This window comes from Vibrio sp. RM-41-2B (assembly GCF_024744415.1).
GTDB classification, from domain to species: Bacteria; Pseudomonadota; Gammaproteobacteria; order Enterobacterales; family Vibrionaceae; genus Vibrio; species Vibrio diabolicus.
In genome coordinates this window covers 1-22,495 of record NZ_JAMQWD010000050.1, presented here as the reverse complement: position 1 = coordinate 22,495, position 22,495 = coordinate 1, and the positions used below count along the sequence as shown (strand labels likewise).

General features: G+C 45.7%; 24 protein-coding genes and 3 tRNA genes. 21 read left to right on the top strand and 6 right to left on the bottom strand.

Annotation, left to right across the window (positions count from 1 at the left end):
* Positions 1–59: 59 nt before the first annotated feature.
* Positions 60–2,054: a transketolase gene (gene tkt, locus NB463_RS20100; RefSeq protein WP_005393956.1), complete on the bottom strand. Its 1,995-nt coding sequence runs from the start codon at positions 2,052–2,054 to the stop codon at positions 60–62.
* Positions 2,055–2,369: 315 nt separating this feature from the next.
* Between tkt and metK the strand changes: the two genes are divergently transcribed.
* The 8 genes from metK (at position 2,370) to ruvX (ending at position 9,099) form a co-directional block, all read left to right on the top strand.
* Positions 2,370–3,524 (top strand): methionine adenosyltransferase, encoded by a 1,155-nt coding sequence (metK, locus tag NB463_RS20095; RefSeq protein WP_005381027.1) that lies wholly within the window; start codon positions 2,370–2,372, stop codon positions 3,522–3,524.
* 401 nt (positions 3,525–3,925) lie between these two features.
* Entirely contained in the window at positions 3,926–4,723 is a 798-nt protein-coding gene (locus NB463_RS20090) for a DUF2189 domain-containing protein (RefSeq protein WP_005381026.1), read from the top strand.
* A gap of 68 nt (positions 4,724–4,791) precedes the next feature.
* Positions 4,792–5,289 (top strand): SprT family zinc-dependent metalloprotease, encoded by a 498-nt coding sequence (locus tag NB463_RS20085; RefSeq protein ID WP_258432131.1) that lies wholly within the window; start codon positions 4,792–4,794, stop codon positions 5,287–5,289.
* Positions 5,290–5,439: 150 nt separating this feature from the next.
* The gene (gene endA, locus NB463_RS20080; protein ID WP_047008832.1) at positions 5,440–6,135 is read left to right on the top strand and encodes a deoxyribonuclease I; all 696 of its coding nucleotides are present in this window, start codon (positions 5,440–5,442) and stop codon (positions 6,133–6,135) included.
* Between the two features lie 116 nt (positions 6,136–6,251).
* On the top strand, positions 6,252–6,983 hold the full coding sequence (gene rsmE / locus NB463_RS20075; RefSeq protein WP_005393970.1) for a 16S rRNA (uracil(1498)-N(3))-methyltransferase: 732 nt from the start codon (positions 6,252–6,254) through the stop codon (positions 6,981–6,983).
* A gap of 13 nt (positions 6,984–6,996) precedes the next feature.
* Positions 6,997–7,947 (top strand): glutathione synthase, encoded by a 951-nt coding sequence (gshB, locus tag NB463_RS20070; RefSeq protein ID WP_006743090.1) that lies wholly within the window; start codon positions 6,997–6,999, stop codon positions 7,945–7,947.
* Between the two features lie 128 nt (positions 7,948–8,075).
* Complete coding sequence (locus NB463_RS20065; RefSeq protein WP_005381020.1) at positions 8,076–8,639, top strand: YqgE/AlgH family protein; 564 nt, start codon at positions 8,076–8,078, stop codon at positions 8,637–8,639.
* Positions 8,640–8,673: 34 nt separating this feature from the next.
* Complete coding sequence (ruvX, locus tag NB463_RS20060; RefSeq protein ID WP_005381017.1) at positions 8,674–9,099, top strand: Holliday junction resolvase RuvX; 426 nt, start codon at positions 8,674–8,676, stop codon at positions 9,097–9,099.
* A gap of 61 nt (positions 9,100–9,160) precedes the next feature.
* Here ruvX and NB463_RS20055 read toward each other — a convergent pair whose 3' ends face one another.
* Positions 9,161–10,267: a PilT/PilU family type 4a pilus ATPase gene (locus NB463_RS20055; protein WP_006743091.1), complete on the bottom strand. Its 1,107-nt coding sequence runs from the start codon at positions 10,265–10,267 to the stop codon at positions 9,161–9,163.
* Between the two features lie 20 nt (positions 10,268–10,287).
* A complete protein-coding gene (locus NB463_RS20050; protein WP_005381015.1) occupies positions 10,288–11,328 on the bottom strand; it encodes a type IV pilus twitching motility protein PilT in 1,041 nt (346 codons plus the stop codon).
* A 28-nt stretch (positions 11,329–11,356) separates the two neighbouring features.
* Here NB463_RS20050 and NB463_RS20045 point away from each other — a divergent pair, with 28 nt between their 5' ends.
* From NB463_RS20045 to hemW, 7 genes are all read left to right on the top strand, one after another.
* Positions 11,357–12,058, top strand: a complete 702-nt coding sequence (locus NB463_RS20045; protein WP_053807738.1) for a YggS family pyridoxal phosphate-dependent enzyme — start codon at positions 11,357–11,359, stop codon at positions 12,056–12,058.
* Between the two features lie 157 nt (positions 12,059–12,215).
* Complete coding sequence (proC, locus tag NB463_RS20040; protein WP_047008834.1) at positions 12,216–13,034, top strand: pyrroline-5-carboxylate reductase; 819 nt, start codon at positions 12,216–12,218, stop codon at positions 13,032–13,034.
* Between the two features lie 52 nt (positions 13,035–13,086).
* On the top strand, positions 13,087–13,644 hold the full coding sequence (locus tag NB463_RS20035; RefSeq protein ID WP_258432130.1) for a YggT family protein: 558 nt from the start codon (positions 13,087–13,089) through the stop codon (positions 13,642–13,644).
* Entirely contained in the window at positions 13,644–13,934 is a 291-nt protein-coding gene (yggU, locus tag NB463_RS20030) for a DUF167 family protein YggU (RefSeq protein ID WP_005393980.1), read from the top strand. Before NB463_RS20035 ends, yggU begins: the two co-directional genes overlap by 1 nt.
* Before the next feature lie 127 nt (positions 13,935–14,061).
* Positions 14,062–14,493: a DUF4426 domain-containing protein gene (locus NB463_RS20025; protein WP_005393982.1), complete on the top strand. Its 432-nt coding sequence runs from the start codon at positions 14,062–14,064 to the stop codon at positions 14,491–14,493.
* Between the two features lie 118 nt (positions 14,494–14,611).
* Positions 14,612–15,214: an XTP/dITP diphosphatase gene (locus tag NB463_RS20020; RefSeq protein ID WP_046875112.1), complete on the top strand. Its 603-nt coding sequence runs from the start codon at positions 14,612–14,614 to the stop codon at positions 15,212–15,214.
* A gap of 18 nt (positions 15,215–15,232) precedes the next feature.
* Positions 15,233–16,411 (top strand): radical SAM family heme chaperone HemW, encoded by a 1,179-nt coding sequence (gene hemW / locus NB463_RS20015; protein ID WP_258432129.1) that lies wholly within the window; start codon positions 15,233–15,235, stop codon positions 16,409–16,411.
* A gap of 60 nt (positions 16,412–16,471) precedes the next feature.
* Here hemW and glsB read toward each other — a convergent pair whose 3' ends face one another.
* The 3 genes from glsB to trmB all read right to left on the bottom strand — a co-directional run bounded on the left by glsB (position 16,472) and on the right by trmB (position 19,256).
* Positions 16,472–17,392: a glutaminase B gene (glsB, locus tag NB463_RS20010; protein ID WP_005393987.1), complete on the bottom strand. Its 921-nt coding sequence runs from the start codon at positions 17,390–17,392 to the stop codon at positions 16,472–16,474.
* Positions 17,393–17,490: 98 nt separating this feature from the next.
* A complete protein-coding gene (locus NB463_RS20005; RefSeq protein ID WP_258432127.1) occupies positions 17,491–18,519 on the bottom strand; it encodes a TRM11 family SAM-dependent methyltransferase in 1,029 nt (342 codons plus the stop codon).
* A 17-nt stretch (positions 18,520–18,536) separates the two neighbouring features.
* Complete coding sequence (gene trmB / locus NB463_RS20000) at positions 18,537–19,256, bottom strand: tRNA (guanosine(46)-N7)-methyltransferase TrmB (protein ID WP_006743099.1); 720 nt, start codon at positions 19,254–19,256, stop codon at positions 18,537–18,539.
* 203 nt (positions 19,257–19,459) lie between these two features.
* Here trmB and mutY point away from each other — a divergent pair, with 203 nt between their 5' ends.
* The 6 genes from mutY (at position 19,460) to NB463_RS19970 (ending at position 22,447) form a co-directional block, all read left to right on the top strand.
* Positions 19,460–20,536 (top strand): A/G-specific adenine glycosylase, encoded by a 1,077-nt coding sequence (gene mutY, locus NB463_RS19995; RefSeq protein WP_145473477.1) that lies wholly within the window; start codon positions 19,460–19,462, stop codon positions 20,534–20,536.
* Between the two features lie 19 nt (positions 20,537–20,555).
* Positions 20,556–20,828, top strand: coding sequence for an oxidative damage protection protein (locus NB463_RS19990; protein ID WP_005381002.1), 273 nt, complete (start codon positions 20,556–20,558; stop codon positions 20,826–20,828).
* Positions 20,829–20,906: 78 nt separating this feature from the next.
* Positions 20,907–22,046 carry a membrane-bound lytic murein transglycosylase MltC gene (mltC, locus tag NB463_RS19985; RefSeq protein WP_258432124.1) on the top strand — a complete coding sequence of 380 codons (1,140 nt, stop codon included), beginning with the start codon at positions 20,907–20,909 and terminating at the stop codon, positions 22,044–22,046.
* Between the two features lie 100 nt (positions 22,047–22,146).
* A tRNA-Phe gene (locus tag NB463_RS19980) sits at positions 22,147–22,222 on the top strand.
* A 66-nt stretch (positions 22,223–22,288) separates the two neighbouring features.
* Positions 22,289–22,364, top strand: a tRNA-Thr gene (locus NB463_RS19975).
* A 7-nt stretch (positions 22,365–22,371) separates the two neighbouring features.
* Positions 22,372–22,447: transfer RNA gene (locus NB463_RS19970), tRNA-Phe, on the top strand.
* Positions 22,448–22,495: the final 48 nt, after the last annotated feature.

The window sequence follows — 22,495 nt, the reverse complement described above, 5'->3', positions numbered from 1 at the left end:
TCCAACTTTAGTATCTAACAGTCGTCCTTTACGTTCGGACTATTGAGACAATCTAGCAGTTACGCTAGCAATTCTTTTGCTGTGTTCACTACGTTTTCAGTCGTGAAGCCAAACATCTCGAATAGTTGACCAGCAGGTGCAGATTCACCAAATGTCGTCATGCCGATGATGCGACCATCGAAACCAACGTACTTGTACCAGAAGTCAGCAATACCTGCTTCGATAGCGATGCGTGCCGTTACGTCTGATGGCAATACTGCTTCACGGTAAGCGGCGTCTTGTTTGTCGAATGCATCTGTTGATGGCATTGAAACCACGCGTACTTTCTTACCTTCTGCTGTTAGTTGAGTCGCAGCTTCTACTGCTAGCTCAACTTCAGAGCCTGTTGCGATAAGGATAAGCTCTGGCTTGCCTTCGCAATCTTTCAGGATGTAAGCACCTTTCGCGATGTTCGCTACTTGCTCAGCTGTACGATCTTGTTGCGCTAAGTTTTGACGAGAGAAGATAAGTGCTGTTGGTGCATCTTTACGTTCAATCGCTAGTTTCCATGCTACGGCAGACTCAACCTGGTCACACGGACGCCATGTGCTCATGTTTGGCGTTACGCGTAGAGATGCCATTTGCTCAACAGGTTGGTGAGTTGGGCCATCTTCGCCAAGACCAATCGAATCGTGCGTGTACACTTGGATGTTCTGAATTTTCATCAGCGCAGCCATACGCATTGCGTTACGAGCGTATTCCATGAACATTAGGAATGTTGCGCCGTAAGGAACGAAACCACCGTGCAATGCGATACCGTTGATGATAGCGGTCATACCGAATTCACGTACACCGTAGTGGATGTAGTTGCCAGAGAAGTCATCCGTTTCTAGAGACTTAGAACCAGACCACATGGTCAGGTTAGAAGGCGCTAGGTCAGCAGAACCACCCATAAACTCAGGAAGCATTTGACCAAACGCTTCTAGTGCATTTTGCGATGCTTTACGTGATGCAATGTTCGCTGGGTTTGCTTGAAGATCAGCAATGATTTGGTTCGCTTTTTCTTCCCATTCCGCTGGAAGTTCGCCGTTTAGACGACGTTTAAGCTCTGCTGCTTCTGCAGGGTAAGCTGCTGCGTATGCTTCAAACTTTTCATTCCAAGCCGCTTCTTTCGCTGCACCTGCTTCTTTTGCGTCCCACTCAGCGTAAACATCTGCAGGGATTTCAAATGGACCGTACTCCCAACCTAGGTATTCGCGAGCCGCTTGAATCTCATCGTGACCTAATGGCGCACCGTGACAGTCGTGCGAACCAGACTTGTTAGGAGAACCGAAACCGATAATTGTTTTAGTACAGATTAGAGTCGGACGAGGATCCGCTTTAGCCGCTTCAATCGCTGCGTTGATTGCTTCAGGATCGTGACCGTCTACCGCTGGGATTACGTGCCAGCCGTAAGCTTCAAAACGCTTAGGTGTATCGTCAGAGAACCAACCTTCAACGTGACCGTCGATAGAAATGCCGTTGTCATCCCAGAACGCGATCAGTTTGCCTAGACCTAGCGTACCTGCTAGAGAACATGCTTCATGCGAGATGCCTTCCATTAGACAGCCGTCACCCATGAACACATACGTAAAGTGGTCAACGATGTCGTGACCTTCTTTGTTGAACTGTGCCGCTAGTGCTTTCTCTGCGATAGCCATACCAACAGCATTAGTGATGCCTTGGCCAAGAGGACCCGTTGTTGTCTCGATACCAGGCGCGTAGCCGTACTCTGGGTGACCTGGGGTTTTTGAGTGCAATTGACGGAAGTTTTTCAGATCGTCAATAGATAGCTCATAACCGCTTAAGTGCAGTAGAGAGTAAATTAGCATTGAGCCGTGACCGTTTGACAGCACGAAGCGGTCACGGTCGGCCCACTCTGGGTTTGATGGGTTGTGGTTTAGGTGAGAGCGCCAAAGAACTTCAGCGATATCAGCCATACCCATTGGTGCGCCTGGGTGGCCTGAGTTAGCTTGTTGAACACCATCCATGCTTAGAGCACGAATTGCATTGGCAAGATGTTTACGAGACGACATGTCTGCTCCTGAGTACATTAAGCGAAACGAAAAGTAGGTCATAATTCTCTCAAAGCCCTGTTGGGTGTGCAAACGTTTTCCAGTCCAAAACCTCACAAATATTGCACCTTTCGCGCCAAATCGTTCGAAGTTCTTAAAATTATCAATAAATCAGGCAAACGTTTGGTTATAACAAAAACCAAAAAAGAGCTTGTAATTCGAGCAATCAAATTTAGAATAGACGTCTAGATGTAGATACACCTACAAAAATTAGTATTAATTTGCGCTGGAGAGTTTATCATTCCCCAGTTTTAAACCAGATATAGTGGAGCTAACATGGCTAAGCACCTGTTTACTTCTGAGTCAGTATCAGAAGGTCATCCAGATAAAATTGCAGACCAGATTTCTGATGCGGTTCTTGACGCGATTCTAGAGCAAGATCCAAAGGCTCGTGTTGCATGTGAGACTTACGTTAAAACCGGTATGGTAATGGTGGGTGGTGAAATCACGACTTCAGCATGGGTAGACATCGAAGAGTTAACTCGTGAAACCGTTCGTGAAATCGGCTACGTACATTCAGATATGGGCTTTGACGCAGATTCTTGTGCGGTACTAAACACAATCGGTAAACAGTCGCCAGATATCAACCAAGGTGTTGATAAAGCTGACCCTAAAGAACAAGGTGCAGGCGACCAAGGCATCATGTTTGGTTACGCTTGTAACGAAACTGAAGTACTAATGCCAGCGCCAATTACTTACTCTCACCGTCTTGTTCAAAAGCAAGCAGAAGTTCGTAAAAACGGCACACTACCTTGGTTGCGTCCTGATGCAAAATCTCAGGTAACATTCCAATACGATCAAGGTAACATCGTTGGTATCGACGCGGTTGTTCTTTCAACTCAACACTGTGATTCAATCTCAACTTCAGACCTGCGTGAAGCGGTAATGGAAGAGATCATTAAACCAGTGCTACCTTCTGAGTGGATCAACAAAGAAACAAACTTCTTCATCAACCCAACGGGTCGCTTCGTAATCGGTGGTCCTATGGGTGACTGTGGTCTAACAGGTCGTAAGATCATCGTAGATACTTACGGCGGCGCAGCTCGTCACGGTGGCGGTGCGTTCTCTGGTAAAGATCCATCAAAAGTTGACCGTAGTGCAGCATACGCAGCACGTTACGTAGCGAAAAACATCGTAGCGGCTGGCATGGCTGACCGTTGTGAGATCCAACTTTCTTACGCAATCGGTGTTGCTGATCCAACGTCTATCATGGTGGAAACGTTCGGTACTGAGAAAGTATCTCACGACATCATCATTGAAGCGGTTCGTCAATTCTTCGACCTACGTCCATACGGTCTACAAGAAATGCTTAACCTTCTTCAACCTATCTACAAGAAGACAGCCGCTTACGGTCACTTCGGTCGTGAAGAATTCCCGTGGGAAGCGACAGACAAAGCTGCACTTCTACGTGATTTCGCTGGCATCAAATAATCAAGCCAAGCAAGAATCAATCAAGCCCTCGCCTATGGCGGGGGCTTTTTATTTTCAGCAACTTTTATCCAGCCATTTCGACTAATACCGCCCCGCCTCACGAAGTAGTTGTGTTTTTCCCTCACTTTTATACCGAATAAATTTTCAGCAATTATTTGTAAATTATCCCATCTCCGCCAATAGTTAAAATATTGTTAATTCCAATTTAAATAGAGACGTCGGATGCTGGCGACTGTGGCAACAACACTTACGAAAGACACAAGTCAGGCATCTTTATGGCCGATACCAAACTAAGCCAATGCTCAGATGTAAACTTGAAAAAGTCGCTTCAAGTTTGACTGAACAAAAACCGCTGTCAGTTGGTATAAGCGGATAATGTGGGAATAAATCAAGGAGGAGTTATGCCTCGAACTGTTAATCCATCGGACTTCCACAACAAGCGAAAGGAAGTGCCAGATAACGAATACGCCAGAACCATACCGTGTAATACGGTCAATCTTTCTGCACCTTTTCATTGGCTCGCATTAGGTCTGCATGATTTCGTGCGAATGCCCCTCATCAGTGCTTTCTATGGCATCTGTTTTATGGCGGCTGCGATAGGCATTGTTTTGCTCGTACAGTGGCAAGGCACACACTTGGTCGTCATGCCCAGTTTGATTGTTTACATGTTAATCGGTCCATTTCTCGCGCTCGGCTTGTATGATGCCAGTTGGGAGAGAGAGCGCGGACACAAAGCAAGCTTGTTCCATTCCATGAAAGCGATCGGTCGTAACTCAACATCTCAATGGGCATTCGCCGTGTTACTCGCAGTGTGTATGATATTTTGGATGCGCATTGCCGCTCTACTTCATGCGCTCTACCCTTCTGTTCAAGGGGCACCTTTAAGTGAGTTCCTACCCTTCCTTGTCATAGGATCTTTAGTTGGCTTTGTTTTGGCTTGTGTGGTGTTTAGCATTTCAGCCTTTTCTATTCCGCTCATGATGGAGCGTCGAGTGGATATGATGACCGCTGTATTTACCAGCTTTAATGCGGTGAAATCCAACATTCCAGCGATGATTGTTTGGGCGGCGATCATCTGCGGAGGTATTCTTATCGGCTTTGCAACGTACGGGATCGGAATGTTGTTTACCATGCCAATTCTAGGCTACGGTACATGGCATGCTTACCATGCCACCATCAAGAAAAAACACACTCCGTAATTAACTGATGCTATGATCTGGCCCTCGCAAATGCGGGGGCTTTTTTATTTGATTTATCGAGGTGAATTGTGGATATAGAACTAAGCTATAAAGCCAAGCAAGTGATGGCGGACTGCATCGCGATGGCAGAGCAAGCTTTCAAACGTTCTTTCCCGATTCCAACAATCACCTTCGACGTCCGTGGGAAAGCGGCAGGAAAAGCCTACCTTCAATTAAATCAAGTACGCCTAAACCCTGTTTTATTTCGTGAAAACACCCAAGCATTCTTAGATGAAGTCATTCCTCATGAGGTAGCGCACCTGATTACCTATCAGGTTTACGGGCGAGTTAGGCCTCATGGCAAAGAATGGAAAGGCGTCATGGAAGCCGTATTTAACGTACCAGCCAAAACCACTCACAGCTTTGAAGTAAAATCCGTTCAAGGTAAAACCTTTGAGTATCGTTGTGGCTGTATGACCTACCCTCTATCGATTCGCCGTCATAATAAAGTGCTGCGCAAAGAGGCGACGTACTCTTGTCAAAAATGCCGCCAACCACTTAACTTCACGGGCGTTCAGTTATCGTAATCTATATCTCATAGTGTTACTTGCGTTCCCAAAATAAAGATCGAGTTTATCAAAACCTTCCCTTCGCCATTTATTGTTAACTTACTCATCACTAAAGCTATTTTATGCGTGTTATCATGAATAAAGTCATACTTTATAAAGACTTTAATCATGAAATACCTATTCTCTCTGTTACTTATCGCGCTTTCTAGCACTGCGGTTGCCGCGCCACCAAGTTCATTCTCTGCCGCCAAACGTGAGGCGGTAAAAATTTATCAAGACCATCCAACGAGCTTTTACTGTGGCTGCAACATTCAATGGCAAGGCAAAAAAGGCTCCCCAGATTTAGCCTCTTGCGGTTACCAAGTCCGTAAACAGGAAAAGCGGGCCGCACGAATCGAATGGGAGCATGTGGTACCTGCGTGGCAATTTGGCCACCAGCGTCAATGCTGGCAAGATGGTGGACGTAAAAACTGCAAGAAAAAAGACAAAACCTTTCGCTTGATGGAAGCAGACCTGCACAACCTAACCCCTGCCATTGGTGAAGTAAACGGTGACCGTTCGAACTACAACTTTAGCCAATGGAACGGTATCGATGGCGTGAGTTATGGTCGCTGTGAGATGCAAGTGAACTTTAAGCAGCGTAAAGTCATGCCACCAGACCGTGCTCGAGGTTCGATTGCTCGTACCTACCTATACATGAGCAAAGAGTACGGCTTTAAATTATCAAAACAGCAAACGCAGTTGATGAGTGCTTGGAACAAAACCTACCCAGTCGATAAATGGGAATGTGAGCGTGACGAGCGCATTGCCAAAGTACAAGGCAATCATAACCCATTTGTTCAAAAAGCCTGTCGCGCACTCTAGTGCTCCTCTACCTTGAAGCGTTTCAATAACTGATATTGAAACGCTTCTTGCCCCTTGTTTTTTCGGTTTAAAGCATCCATGTTAGGGTTTAAGTTTATTCTCTTGCTGGAAATCTCATGCGTATCCCTCGAATTTATCATCCAGAAACCATTCATCAACTTGGCTCACTTGCTTTAAGTGACGACGCAGCAGGCCATATCGGCCGTGTTCTTCGCATGAAAGAAGGCCAAGACGTTCTCCTATTTGACGGCAGCGGCGCAGAATTCCCAGCGGTTATCAGTGAAGTCAGCAAAAAGACGGTTTTGGTTAACATTACCGAGCGTGTAGAAAACAGTATTGAATCCCCTTTAGACCTGCACCTTGGTCAAGTTATTTCACGTGGCGATAAGATGGAGTTCACTATCCAAAAGTCAGTGGAACTTGGCGTCAATACCATCACACCTCTGATTTCCGAACGTTGTGGCGTCAAGCTTGACCAAAAGCGCTTTGAGAAAAAACTCGCGCAATGGCAAAAAATCGCCATCAGTGCCTGTGAGCAGTGTGGACGCAATGTCGTTCCAGAAATTCGTCCAATTATGAGCTTGGAAGAGTGGTGTAAAGAAGAGTACGATGGCTTAAAGCTCAATCTTCATCCTCGTGCTAACTACTCAATCAACACACTGCCAACACCGGTTGAGAAAGTGCGCCTACTGATCGGCCCTGAAGGCGGTTTATCGTCTGAAGAGATCGAGATGACTCGAGAATATCAATTTGAAGAAACGCTACTCGGCCCTCGCGTTCTGCGCACCGAAACAGCGGCTCTGACAGCAATTACAGCCTTACAAGTTCGTTTCGGCGATCTTGGTTAAACGGAGAAAAATAATGATCAAACTCGGCATTGTGATGGACCCAATTTCGTCCATTAACATCAAAAAAGACTCTAGCTTTGCCATGATGCTTGAAGCGCAACGACGCGGCTATGAAATCCACTACATGGAAATGAATGATCTGCATCTCGATCAAGGCGTTGCCATTGCAGATACTAAAGTGGTGGAACTAAAAGAAGATCCAAACGGTTGGTACGAGTTCAAATCAGAGCAAACGATCGAACTGTCTGAGCTAGACGCTGTACTAATGCGTAAAGATCCTCCGTTTGACACAGAATACATCTACGCGACTTACATCCTTGAGCGTGCAGAAGAACAAGGTGCACTGATCGTTAACAAACCTCAAAGTCTACGTGATTGTAATGAAAAACTGTTTACAGCGTGGTTCCCTGAGCTGACACCAACGACAATCGTGACGCGAAAAGCAGAAAAAATTAAAGAGTTTCGTGAAAAACATGGTGATGTCATCCTAAAACCGCTTGATGGTATGGGCGGCGCATCTATCTTTCGCGTAAAAGAAAACGACCCTAACGTCTCTGTAATCATCGAGACACTGACCAACCACGGTCAAAACTACGCAATGGCGCAAACCTTCGTGCCAGATATCAGCAACGGTGACAAACGTATCTTAGTCGTAGATGGTGAACCAATGCCTTACTGTCTAGCTCGTATTCCTGCAAAAGGTGAAACGCGCGGCAACCTTGCGGCTGGTGGCACAGGTGAGGCTCGACCACTAAGCGAGACCGATATTAAGATTGCTCAAACTGTGGCTCCTACACTGAAAGAAAAAGGCCTTATCTTTGTTGGCCTTGACGTAATTGGCGATAAGCTAACGGAAATCAACGTCACCAGCCCAACCTGTATTCGCGAAATTGAAGCGGCTTTTGACATCTCAATCACTGGCAAACTGATGGATGCGATTGAGCGTCGAGTAAAAGGCGAATAACTCAAACTGTATTACAGTTAATAGAGAGCGTAGTACATTAACTTAAGCAAACTCATGCACATACCTAGATGGTAAACTGTATGATGTTTGCTTAGGGGCATTTACGAGAGTTAAGGGTCAATATGAGTATGAATCTCACAAATCACTTTTTAGTTGCCATGCCTGGGATGAAAGATCCGTACTTTCAAAACAGCGTGATCTACGTTTGTGAGCACAACGAAGACGGCGCTATGGGGTTGATGATCAATGCTCCTGTTGATATCACCGTCGGCAACATGCTCAAGCAGGTGGAAGTTCAGCCGGTACACCCGCGTCTATTTGAAGCCAGTTTAGATAGACCAGTCTACAATGGCGGCCCAATCTCGGAAGATCGTGGTTTTATTCTGCATAAACCTAAAGATTACTACGAGTCCAGCGTCCAAATGACCGATGACCTCGCAGTAACCACTTCACGTGACATTCTTTCGGTGTTAGGAACAGAAGCAGAACCAAGTGATTACTTAGTGGCACTTGGCTATTCAGGTTGGAGTGCAGGTCAATTAGAAAGTGAACTGGTCGAAAACTCTTGGCTCACCATTGAAGCGACGCCTGAAATTATCTTTAATACACCAATCAACGAGCGTTGGAAGAAAGCGGTCGAAAAGCTGGGCATCGACCCAAGTCACCTTTCAGCAGACTCTGGACATGCTTAGTCCGAAATACAGTTACATTAGATAGAGACACCTTATGTCACGCACAATTATGGCTTTTGACTTTGGAACCAAAAGCATTGGTAGCGCTATTGGCCAAGAAATTACTGGTACGGCTTCCCCATTAAAAGCCTTTAAAGCCAATGACGGTATTCCAAATTGGGACGATATCGAAAAGCAAATCAAAGAGTGGCAGCCAGATTTGCTAGTGGTCGGTTTACCAACTGATCTTCATGGCAAAGACCTTGAGACCATAACCCCTCGTGCACGAAAATTTGCTAAGCGTCTGCAAGGCCGATACGGCTTACCTGTTGAACTGCATGATGAGCGTTTATCTACAGCAGAAGCTCGTGCGGAGTTGTTCAGCATGGGCGGCTACAAAGCCCTATCGAAAGGGAATGTGGACTGCCAGTCAGCGGTGGTGATTCTAGAAAGCTGGTTTGAAGCCCTCTGGGGTGAATAAAACACAATACTCAAAACAAGAAAAGGTTGGCAAGTGCCAACCTTTTTTCGTCTAAACACGCTTAATCCATATCGATCTTAACGTTAGCAAGACTGCCCGTAGAGAATGCTTCGCCACGCTGTGTTTTCAACATCAAGCGCAAATCATTCGCCGAATCGGCACTGTGCAGCGCATCCTCTTCGCTGATCTTACCTTGCATCACCAACTTATAAAGAGATTGATCGAACGTCAGCATACCAAACTCATTTGAGCGAGCCATGGTTGACTTCAACTCATGCAAATCTCCGCGACGGATCAAATCAGATACTCGTGGGCTATTTAGCAAGATCTCAAATACACCATGGCGCCCCTGCCCATTCTTATCTCGGATCAGCTGCTGACCAACCACACCTTTTAGGTTCATCGACAAATCAAACAAGAATTGTTCTTTTTGATCTTTCGGTACCAAGTGAAGAATGCGCTCTAAAGCTTGGTTGGCATTGTTGGCGTGCAACGTTGCCATACACAAATGGCCCGTTTCGGCGAAGGTCATCGCGTATTCCATTGTTTCACGGCTACGGATCTCACCAATCAAAATCATATCTGGTGCTTGGCGCAGCGAGTTTTTAAGCGCAACTTCATAGCTTTCCGTATCTAACCCAACTTCGCGTTGAGTCACGATACAGCGCTTGTGCTCATGCACGAATTCGATCGGATCTTCGACCGTCAAAATGTGTCCCGTCTTGTTGCTGTTTCGATAGCCCGTCATTGCCGCCATGGTGGTGGATTTACCTGACCCAGTAGCACCAACCACCAGCACCAAACCACGCTTGGCTATCGCTAAATCTTGCAACACTAACGGTAACTTTAATTGCTCAAAGGTGGGAATATTGGTTTCAATACGACGAATCACCGCACCCGGTAATTCCCGTTGAAAAAAGGCACTAACACGGAAGCGGCCACAATCTCTCACAATGGCAAAATTCGACTCACGACTTTTACGAAATTCCTGACGCCGATCTGGCTCCATAGCGCTGTCGAGTAATGCCGCCACATCACTCTCGGTAAGTTTTTCACCCTGTGGTCGCAATTCGCCATCCACGCGAAACAAAATTGGCGCACCAACCGTGATGTAAAGATCCGACGCTTTCAGCGCCAGCATACCTTCGAGAAATTTATTTAGATCCATCTTCCGTGTTCACCTACGTATTACGAGAATTGCTGCACTTCTAACCCGATCTTACTATCGACCTCTTCACGAGCGACCATACCTTGTGCCATTAACTGACGAGCATTTTGCTCCATGGTTTGCATGCCGTGAGCCGCACCAGTTTGAATGATCGAATACATCTGCGCGACTTTGTCTTCACGGATCAAGTTACGAATCGCAGGCGTTGCCATCATGATTTCATGGCATGCAATACGGCCACCACCATTACGTTTCAATAATTTTTGTGCGATAACCGAACGAAGGGATTCAGAAAGCATCGAGCGCACCATGTCTTTATCACTACCAGGGAACACATCGATAATACGGTCAATGGTTTTTGCCGCCGAGCTGGTGTGTAACGTGCCGAACACTAAGTGCCCCGTTTCCGCCGCCGTTAACGCAAGACTGATGGTTTCTTTGTCACGCATCTCACCAACCAGAATGACATCCGGGTCTTCACGCAATGCGCTGCGCAGTGCGTTTTGGAAACTATGCGTATCACGGTGTACTTCACGCTGGTTGATCAAACATTTATTGTTGTTGTGAACAAATTCAATCGGATCTTCAATTGTGAGTACGTGCTTGTTGTGATTACGATTAATGTAGTCAACAATGGCTGCTAAGGTCGTCGATTTACCAGAACCTGTTGGGCCAGTAACCAGAACTAAGCCTTTTTCAGCGTTCGCAATTTTTTTGAAGATCTCGGGAGCTTCCAGCTCTTCCAAAGTTGGAATGCTACTTGGAATGGTACGGAATACTGCCGCACAGCCACGAGATTGGTTGAAAGCGTTGACACGGAAACGACCAACGTTATGCAACTCAAAAGAGAAGTCGACTTCGAGTTTTTCTTCGAACTCACTGCGTTGGGCATCGTTCATGATTTCGAAAACCAAACGATGCACTTCTTGGTGTGTAAACGCTGGAATGCCTAGTTTTCTCACATCCCCATCAATACGAACCATTGGTGGGACACCTGCAGAAAGATGTAGATCCGAGGCATTATGTTTTACACTAAAATCCAGTAACTCAGTGATATCCATTTAAAATCCTTAAGTCTAAAGTACAGCTATGAGTAGTATTCAACAAAATATTGAACATATCACCTCTCAAATTCGATATGACGAGCAAAAATGTGGTCGAACTCCAGAGTCAGTGCAACTTCTAGCGGTAAGCAAAACTAAACCTGTCGAGGCAATTCTCGAAGCCTACCAAGCGGGACAAACCGCCTTTGGTGAAAACTACGTCCAAGAGGGCGTCAGTAAAGTTCAGCACTTTGCCGAGCATTATCCAGATAATCGAATCGAATGGCACTTCATTGGCCCGATTCAGTCGAATAAATCGCGACTTGTTGCTGAACATTTCGATTGGGTTCACACCATCGATCGAACCAAGATTGCTCAACGCCTGAATGATCAGCGTCCCAGTGAACTTAAACCGCTACAAGTTCTGATTCAGGTTAACACCAGTGGTGAAGCATCTAAGTCTGGTGTCACCGAGGCGGAAGTATTCGAGCTGGCGGAGTTGATTTCTCGCCTACCCAACCTCACTTTAAGAGGGTTGATGTCGATTCCTGCCAACGTGTCTGACTACGAATCACAGCTTCATGAGTTTCAGAAGTTGGCCACATTGAAGCAAACACTCGAAGCACAGTTCCCAGAAATCGATACATTATCAATGGGAATGAGTGGTGATATGACCGCTGCAATCGAAGCTGGTAGTACAATGGTTCGTATTGGAACCGCTATTTTCGGCGTGCGAGACTACAGCTAAATCAACAAAACGCTCACTAGCGACATAAATTCGTCGTTAAATTAAAGAGTAAATCGCGCAATCATCTTACTCGCCAATAGGAGCAGTAAGTAACAGCGGCGCCATTATACACCTGAGCGCACAATAAACTCTAAATATCATGATGGAAATCAGACAAATGGAACATAAAAAAATCGCCTTCATTGGTGCTGGCAACATGGTGAGAGCCATTGTTTCTGGCTTGGTTGCTAACGGATACCCAGCGCAAAACATTACCGCGACAGCTCCTTCAGAGGCTCGCCGTCTTCCGCTAGAACAAGATTTTGGCATCCGTACCACCAGCGATAACATCCAAGCGGCGACCGAGGCGGATGTGGTGGTATTGTCTGTGAAACCGCAAATGATGGCGGATGTTTGTAAACCACTGCAAGCGATCGATTTCACTAATAAACTGGTGATTTCTATTGCAGCAGGCATCAACTGTTCACGATTGGATGATATGCTAGCCACCAAATTGAACTTGGTTCGTGTTATGCCAAATACGCCATCACAACTTGGGTTGGGCATGAGTGGTTTATTCGCACCAGCCCATGTAACTGAGCAAGACAAAGCTTTTGCTGCAGAGTTAATGGAAGCGGTCGGTAAAGTATGTTGGGTTGAGCAAGAGTCTGGCATCAATAATGTGATTGCCGCTGCAGGCAGTGCTCCGGCATACTTCTTCCTGTTTATGGAGGCGATGCAAGCAGAAGCGATTGCTCAAGGCTTTGATAAAGACACCGCTCGACTATTGGTTCAGCAAGCTGCATTGGGCGCGGCCAGTATGGTGGTTAGCAACCCAGAAACTGAGCTATCGACCCTGCGTGAGAACGTGACATCGAAAGGTGGGACAACGGCAGAAGCACTGCGTACATTCAACGAACATCAACTTTCAGATATTGTTGCTAAAGCCATGCAAGCTGCTGTGGCTCGCGCGGAAGAAATGGAAAAACTGTTTTAATTATTTGGATGAACTCCGTTTAGTATCATCCATCACTTGTTAAGGGTACCTTATGAATTCAATGAGTTTTCTCATCTCAACCCTATTTGACCTGTACATCATGGTCGTAATTTTGCGAATTTGGTTGCAAGCTGCACGCGCAGACTTCTACAACCCATTCTCGCAATTCATAGTAAAAGCGACTCAACCGGTCATTGGTCCACTGCGCCGCATTATCCCTTCCGTGGGGAATATTGACCTAGCAACCGTGTTGTTTGCCTACGTGTTGTGTGTGCTTAAATTTGTCGTTCTGATCCTGATAGCTTCGAACGGTTCCGTCTCTTTCAGCGCTGATTTCTTGTTCTTAGGCTTGTTATCATTAATCAAAGCCGCTGGAGGTCTGCTGTTCTGGGTACTATTGATCCGTGCAATTTTGAGCTGGGTAAGCCAAGGTCGCAGTCCTATCGAGTACGTATTCCATCAATTAACCGAGCCAATGTGCACACCAATCCGTCGTATTATTCCGGCTATTGGTGGTCTTGATTTGAGCGTACTGGTGCTGTTTATCGGCTTGCAGTTCGCGAACTTCTTGATGGGTGATATCATTGGTCCAATTTGGTTCCAATTATAATGTCAGCCGCAGTTTGGCAAGATGGCGAGGACATCATCCTAAAGCTCTATATTCAACCTAAAGCAAGCCGCGATAAAATCGTTGGCTTGCATGGTGAAGAGCTCAAAATCGCCATTACTGCTCCACCTGTCGATGGCAAAGCTAATGCGCACCTAACTAAGTTCTTAGCCAAGCAGTTTAAAATCGCTAAGGGTTTGGTTCACATAGAAAAAGGTGAATTAGGACGGCACAAACAAATTCGGATAGAATCACCTACCCAGATACCGACAGAAATTAAAGCCATCTTATGATGGCTTTTTATTTACAATTTTGTACCACACTTACTAGTACCAATGACTGAGTTCGCATTTTTACCCCGTGACCAAGGTAAAATTGCAGCTATGGTTGTTTTATAACAAGTGCTTTGAGGAAGTAACAATGAGCAAATGGATTACCGCATTACTGATCAGCCTATTGTCGTTACCAAGCTTCGCCGATCAGTTTAAAAATATGAAAGATATCGAAGTACACTATGTCGCGTTTAACTCGACATTCTTAACACCGAAAGTCGCACGTAGCTACGATATCAAGCGTAATGGATACCTCGCTGTGGTTAATATTAGCGTGCTAGATAGAGCTTCATTGGGTAAACCTGCATTAGAAGCAAAAATTGCTGGACGCGCGAAAAACCTCATCGGCCAAACTCAGACCTTGTCCTTTCGTGAAGTCAAAGAAGGCAATGCGATATACTATTTAGCCGAACTACCAATTACCCACGAAGAAACTTTTACTTTCGATATTGACGTAAAAGCTGGAAACAAAGGCTCAGGTAAGCTTAAATTCACCCAGAAGTTTTATGTTGAAGAGTAATTGGGTTGTGATGATCCAAAAGCTTTTGGATCTAAGCAGGCTAAAAACCATTTATTAGTTAAAGAATATCTAGAGGAGAACGATTTGTTCTCCTCTATCACTATTAAAAGAGATTCCCATGAAAAAAATTGTGCTAGCAACCGGTAACCAAGGCAAAGTTCGTGAAATGGCAGATTTATTGTCTGACTTCGGTTTTGAAGTATTAGCGCAAAGTGAATTCAATGTATCGGAAGTAGCAGAAACGGGTACAACCTTCATTGAAAACGCGATCATCAAAGCTCGCCATGCCGCACAAGAAACAGGGCTTCCTGCGATTGCAGACGACTCTGGCTTAGAAGTCGATTTCTTAAAAGGCGCTCCGGGCATTTACTCTGCACGTTACGCAGGCGAGAACGCATCTGATCAAGAGAATCTAGAAAAATTGCTATCGGCAATGGAAGGCGTACCAGAAGCAGAACGTACAGCACGTTTCCACTGCGTATTAGTCCTCATGCGCCACGAGAACGACCCAACGCCTATCGTCTGCCACGGAAAATGGGAAGGCCGCATTCTAACTGAAGCGCACGGTGAAAATGGCTTTGGCTACGACCCAATCTTCTTTGTTCCTGAAAACAACTGTGCGTCAGCCGAACTTGAACCTGCACGTAAAAAACAACTGTCTCACCGCGGTAAAGCGCTCAAGTCGTTGTTTGCTCAACTGTCTGAGCAAGTGTCTCAGTAATCACGAGCGAATTAGACCATGTTAACGCCCCCAGCACTCAGCTTGTATGTACACATCCCTTGGTGTGTACAAAAGTGCCCGTATTGCGACTTTAACTCTCACGCGCTCAAAACCGAGATTCCAGAAGAAGAGTACATCAGTGCTCTTCTAGAAGATTTAGATACTGACATTCAGAAATACCGCCTTAACGAAGTGCCACGTCCACTGCATTCAGTCTTCATTGGTGGTGGTACGCCGAGTTTGATTTCGGCAGAAGGCATCGAGCGTCTACTTAAGGGCATTGAAGCGCGTATTCCGTTTAAGCCAGAAATTGAGATCACCATGGAAGCTAACCCAGGCACCATCGAAGCAGAGCGTTTTGTTGGCTACCGCAAAGCTGGTGTAACGCGTATCTCTATCGGCGTGCAAAGCTTTGAGCAACAGAAGCTTGAGCGTTTGGGGCGCATTCACGGCCAAGACGAAGCCGTCAATGCTGCTAAATTAGCGCACCAAATCGGTTTGAACAGCTTTAACCTCGATCTCATGCACGGCTTACCTGATCAAAGCATCGAACAAGCCTTGGCAGATTTGGACAAAGCGATTGAGTTGGCACCGCCGCATCTTTCTTGGTATCAGCTCACTATCGAGCCAAACACCATGTTTTACTACAAGCCACCAACGCTACCTGATGATGATGATTTGTGGGATATTTTCGAGCTCGGACACCAAAAACTTGCAGCCGCGGGTTATGTGCAATATGAAATCTCGGGTTACAGCAAGCCGGGCTATCAGTGTCAGCACAACCTCAACTACTGGCGCTTTGGCGATTACCTTGGTATCGGTTGTGGCTCTCATGGCAAACTCAGTTTTACCGACGGACGTATTATTCGAACGACAAAGGTAAAACACCCGCGTGGCTATTTAGCGGCTTATCAAAATATGGTCAAACCTTATCTGCATACGGAACATGTCGTCGCGGATGAAGATCGTCCATTCGAGTTCTTTATGAACCGATTCCGCTTAATGGAAGCATGCCCGAAGCAAGATTACGTGGACACCACAGGCTTGCCGCTCAGTACGATTCAAGAAACTATTGATTGGGCGTTAGAAATGGGCTACTTGAGTGAAACCGCCACTCATTGGCAAATTACTGAAAAAGGGAAGCTCTTCCTTAATGACTTGCTCGAAGCCTTTATGGCCGAAGAAAGCGAAGAGTAACGCAGCCCAAAAACAAAAAAGCCTCTCAATTGAGAGGCTTTTTATATAGAACATTCAATATTAGAAAATCGAACGGCCAATTCGCTCCGATAGCAATTCAAGCGCCTTAGTACCAGCAAGGGAGTTACCTGAAGGGTCAAGCTCTGGAGACCATACTGCAATGGTCATTTCACCAGGTACTACCGCGATAATGCCACCACCGACACCAGACTTACCAGGCATGCCAACACGATAAGCAAACTCGCCCGCGCCATCATACAGGCCACACGTTGCTAACAGTGCATTAAGTTGTTTGGTTTGCACGGGAGAAACAACGGGCTTACCCGTTTGTACCGATGTGCCCTTATTTGCCAAATAGCTAAACGTTTTAGCCAAGTCGACGCAACTCATCTTCAGCGCACAAGCGTGGAAGTAGTTTTGCAGCACTGGAATCACTTCATTTTCGAAGTTGCCAAACGAGCGCATGAGATATGCAATCGCCGCATTACGATCACCATGCATCATTTCGGATGCCGCGACGACTTTGTCATACACAATATGAGTATCACCAGAAAGCTGACGTACAAATTCCAATAGGCGCTGACGAGGTGCAGATAAGCGAGTTTGCAACAGATCCGCCACAACTATCGCTCCAGCATTAATAAAAGGATTGCGAGGAATACCTTGCTCCATTTCTAGCTGGATTAGCGAATTAAATGCCTGCCCCGAAGGCTCTTTTCCCACTCGAGACCAAATTTCTTCTTGCTTGTACAAGCACATCGCTAACGTCAAGCTCAATGCTTTTGAAATAGATTGGATAGAGAAAGGTTCATCGGCATCGCCCGCCTTAATAACCTCACCTTCGTTGGTGTATACCGCAATACCTAACTTGTTGCTGGGTACTTTTGCCAGAGCAGGAATGTAATCAGCCACTTTGCCTTGGCCGATTAAAGGGCGCACTTCCGCCAAAATATCTGTCAAAATTTCCACTGTCGGTTTCATTCTCTACCTTCTATTTACAAGAGAACTCGTTGAGCTCAGAGGTAAAAAAAGCCAACGTGTCGTTGGCTTTTCCATAGGGTTCGTTCGACTCAAGTCGATTATGGTTTTACTGCCACAATAATATTGCGGTTGATAGATTGATCAACACGGTGAAGATAACCGATGTAAGGCTCTTCTGAAAGTACCTTCCAACCTTGCTCTTCAAATAATGCCGCGACGTCTTTCCATTTCAACGTAAATTCATTGAAAGACAACACCACTGAACCTTGTTTTTTCACTACCACTTTCCATGCAGGCAGAGCCTCTTTTAAAAGCTCTAGTGGGCTGCGGTTCAGTTTGCTGTCCTTGGCATTTTTGCTGCCGTGCTGCACACCATAAGGCAGATCAGACACCATCACATCAACTGAGTTCTTTTTCACGACTTGATCAGCGATACGAGTATCAGCCGAATACAGCTTCATAAACTGAAGATTGCCTTGGTTGTAATCTTCTTTATTTGCTGCTGCTTCAACCACGAAACCATCCGCTACTTTCTTGCCACCCGCTGTGCGCTTTTCTTTGCTCACTTTGTGCTTAAAGCGGCCATTCTTCATGAACTTAACGATAAAGGTCTGGATCTCTTGCACCCACTTGGCATTGATCTCTACCCCCACCACGTTCAAACCATGGATCAAGCCTTCAAACAAGGTTGTACCTTTACCACACATTGGATCCATTAAGGTCAGCTGCTCACTTCCCGTATTGGACGCACTAATGCCGATATTCACCATCAAGCGAGTAAACTGCTCGTTTGTTTTCCCGGTATAACGCAGAATCTGACTCATGCTTTCCGGGAAAGTATTGAACGCTGGCGCGTGAATTGGTCGAAGTAAACCATCTTCGCGCACTTCAAATAGTGCATAGTAAATCGAAGAAGCTGCGATTCTTCGCGTCTGCTCATCGCTTAGAGCTTCCTGACAAGAAAACACCAACGCTGCAGGTAAGCCAACCTCTTTACTACCAATTTCTGTCACATCCACGCCTTGTGAAGCTAAAATTGCTTTTAGCTCTGAACAGGCAATGGTCATTGCGCTATCAAAGTAAATTCGGTTATGACCCGGATTCGCTAATATCGCGTAATGGTACATCCCATGAACTCCTCTAGTTACGCGATACGCTTATATTTGATATCCCACACACCGTGACCAAGACGGTGACCACGAGCTTCAAACTTCGTTAAAGGACGGTCGTCTGGACGAGGAACGAAATCACCATCTTTAGCAATGTTTTCGAAACCTGGCGCTTGGTTCATAACTTCAATCATGTGCTCTGCGTAGTTTTCCCAGTCTGTCGCCATGTGGAAAATACCTTCATTAGGGATCAGCTTCTCACGAACCATTTCAGCAAAACCTAATTGAACGATGCGACGCTTGTGGTGACGTTTCTTGTGCCAAGGGTCTGGGAAGAACAACTGCAGTGTCGATAGGCTGCCGTTTGGAATCATATGCTCAAACACTTCCACTGCGTCATGGCACATCACACGCAGGTTAGTAACTCCCGCCTCACGCGCATCCGCAAGACAAGCACCAACACCCGGGCTGTGTACTTCGATACCAATGAAGTTCTTCTCTGGTGCATTCTTTGCCATTTCAACCAATGAAGCACCCATACCAAAACCGATCTCTAGTACAACGGGGTTGTCGTTACCAAACACTTCTTTCCAATCGAGAAGTTCAGCTTTGAAGTCAATACCCATCGTTGGCCAGCATTCATTCATCGCGCTCTCTTGACCTTTAGTCAAACGCCCTTCACGGCGCACAAAGCTGCGGATTTTGCGGATCAGCTTTCCGTCTTCGTTGTATTCGTTAGTGGTTACTTCACTCATTGATTTTGCCTGCACATTGATTAATCAAAGCGGGGATTATCCAAAGAATTTACTGAGGTGCAAGTATTTGTTGAGCTCTTGGCCTATGGCAGCCCAAAAGCAATAGCACACCTCTTTATATCCCTACTGTTTATCCGTTGTACTTCTTGCCCATTATGTGGTGCAATTTTGCACCTAACCAATAATAGAATATAGAGCAAGTCGTGACACCTTTCGCCAGTGCCATCCTAGAATGGTATGACGCATATGGAAGAAAAGATCTTCCGTGGCAACAAAATAAGACCGCATACAGTGTCTGGTTGTCTGAAATCATGCTTCAGCAAACTCAGGTCACTACGGTTATTCCGTATTACCAACGTTTCTTGGAGCGTTTTCCAACCGTGATCGATCTTGCCAATGCTGAGCAAGATGAAGTCCTGCACCTTTGGACTGGCTTAGGGTATTACGCCCGAGCCCGTAACCTTCACAAAGCAGCACAAGAGGTCGCCTCTACATACAATGGTGAGTTTCCTCTTGATATAGAGAAAATGAACGCCTTACCGGGGATTGGCCGCTCTACCGCAGCCGCCGTTTTATCGTCTGTGTATAAACAACCACATGCGATTCTTGATGGCAACGTGAAGCGCACCCTATCCCGCTGTTTCGCAGTCGAAGGATGGCCAGGACAAAAAAAGGTTGAAAACCAGCTGTGGGAAATTGCCGAAACGCACACCCCACAAACGGACGTAGATAAGTATAACCAGGCAATGATGGACATGGGCGCAATGGTCTGCACACGCAGCAAACCCAAATGTAGCCTCTGCCCTGTTGCGGATCTGTGTGTGGCAAAACAACAAGGCAATGTGCTCGACTACCCGGGTAAAAAACCGAAAAAAGACAAGCCAATCAAGCAAACTCGTTTTGTAATGCTTCACCACAGCACCGAGAATGGTCATGAAGTGTGGTTAGAACAAAGACCACAAACAGGCATTTGGGGTGGCTTATTTTGCTTCCCGCAAACCGAACATGTGGATGTAGAAAGCGACATTGAATTGCTACTGGATCAACGTGGCATTCAAGCCAGCAATATCAAGCAGCAGCAAACACTGATTACCTTTCGCCATACCTTTAGCCATTACCACCTCGATATCACGCCAATTTTGATTGATTTATCAAAGCAACCGGACGTGATAATGGAAGGCAACAAAGGTCTTTGGTATAACTTATCTAAACCTGAAGAAGTCGGTTTAGCCGCGCCAGTAAAACTCTTGCTGGAAGCGCTACCCCACGAACTTCGTTAATTGAATACAAGGAGTCATTATGAGCCGCACTGTATTTTGTGCTCGACTAAAAAAAGAAGGCGAAGGTCTAGACTTTCAACTTTACCCTGGTGAACTAGGTAAACGTATTTTCGACAACATCTCGAAAGAAGCGTGGGCTCAGTGGCAACACAAACAAACCATGTTGATCAACGAAAAGAAACTCAACATGATGGATCCAGAGCACCGAAAACTGATCGAAACAGAAATGGTAAACTTCCTCTTTGAAGGAAAAGACGTTCATATCGAAGGTTACACACCGCCGAGCGAATAAAGTCGCTTGAGTTAAAACAATGACATCACAACCACTTGTGGTGTCATTTTTCTATTACCTTCAATAGCCCTGATACTTATGAAAAAAATTGTCTTTATTGCTGCCGCACTTTTAATGGCTGGCTGTAGCCGTGAATTCGTCGAAAAGATTTATGACGTCAACTACGAGCCAACAAACCGTTTTGCCAATAACTTAGCTGAGCTACCAGGACAATTTGAAAAAGATACTGCGGCGCTAGATACCTTAATCAATAGCTTTTCAGGCAATATTCAAAAGCGCTGGGGTAAAAAAGAAATCAAGTACGCTGGCAAAAGTAATTACGTTAAGTACATCGATAACTATCTTAGCCGCGCCGAGGTCGACTTTCGCAAAGGCGTGATCACGATAGAGACCGTATCACCGACCGAGCCCCAAAAACACCTAAAAGACGCGATTGTCACCACCTTATTAACACCAGACGATCCCGCGCACGTCGACTTATTCTCCTCTAAAGGTATCACGTTAGAGGGGCAACCATTTCTGTATAAACAAGTTGTCGATCAAGACAATAAGCCAATTCAGTGGTCTTGGCGGGCAAACCGATTTGCGGAGTATCTCATCGCAAACAAGATCAAGACCAAAGACGTAGATTTCAAGAAAGCGTATTACGTCGAAATCCCCATGGTTGAAGACCATTTTTCAACACGCAGCTACCAATACGCCGATATCGTGCGCCGAGCTTCCAAGAAATACGATATTCCAGAAGATTTGATATACGCCATTATTAAAACCGAGAGCAGCTTCAACCCGTACGCAGTAAGTTGGGCAAATGCGTATGGCTTAATGCAAGTTGTACCTAAAACCGCCGGTCGAGACGTATTCAAGCTCGTGAAAAAGCGCTCAGGCCAGCCAAGCCCGGAATATTTGTTTAATCCAGAAAACAACATCGATACCGGTACTGCGTATTTCTACATCTTAAAAAATCGTTATTTAAGAGAAGTCCATCACCCAACCTCTCTCGAGTACAGTATGATTTCCGCTTACAATGGTGGTACTGGAGGTGTTTTAAACACATTCCATCGCAGCGATCGCAAACGCGCAATGCAAGATCTTAATTCGTTGCAACCCAACCAAGTTTATTGGGCACTAACTAAGAAACATCCGAACGCAGAAGCACGTCGTTACCTAGAAAAAGTTACAAATTTCAAAAAGGAATTTAACTCAAAGCAAACTTTGTAGTGATAGTTGAATAAAAAGCGTTCGAACAAGCACTTTTTTGAAATTATTTAAAAAAAGTGGTTGACGCAAAGCGGGAAAATCCGTTTAATAGCGCTCCGTCGCCCGGATAGCTCAGTCGGTAGAGCAGAGGATTGAAAATCCTCGTGTCGGTGGTTCGATTCCGCCTCCGGGCACCACAATTTGATTTGTTGGTGTCTTAACGAAATGTTATAACACGGACAAAAGCACAAAGAATAAAGTGTGCCGACTTAGCTCAGTAGGTAGAGCAACTGACTTGTAATCAGTAGGTCACCAGTTCGATTCCGGTAGTCGGCACCATTCTTTTGCCTCGATAGCTCAGTCGGTAGAGCAGAGGATTGAAAATCCTCGTGTCGGTGGTTCGATTCCGCCTCGAGGCACCATATTTGGTGCGCTTGCTAAATTTTAAATCATTGGCAAGACACAAAACA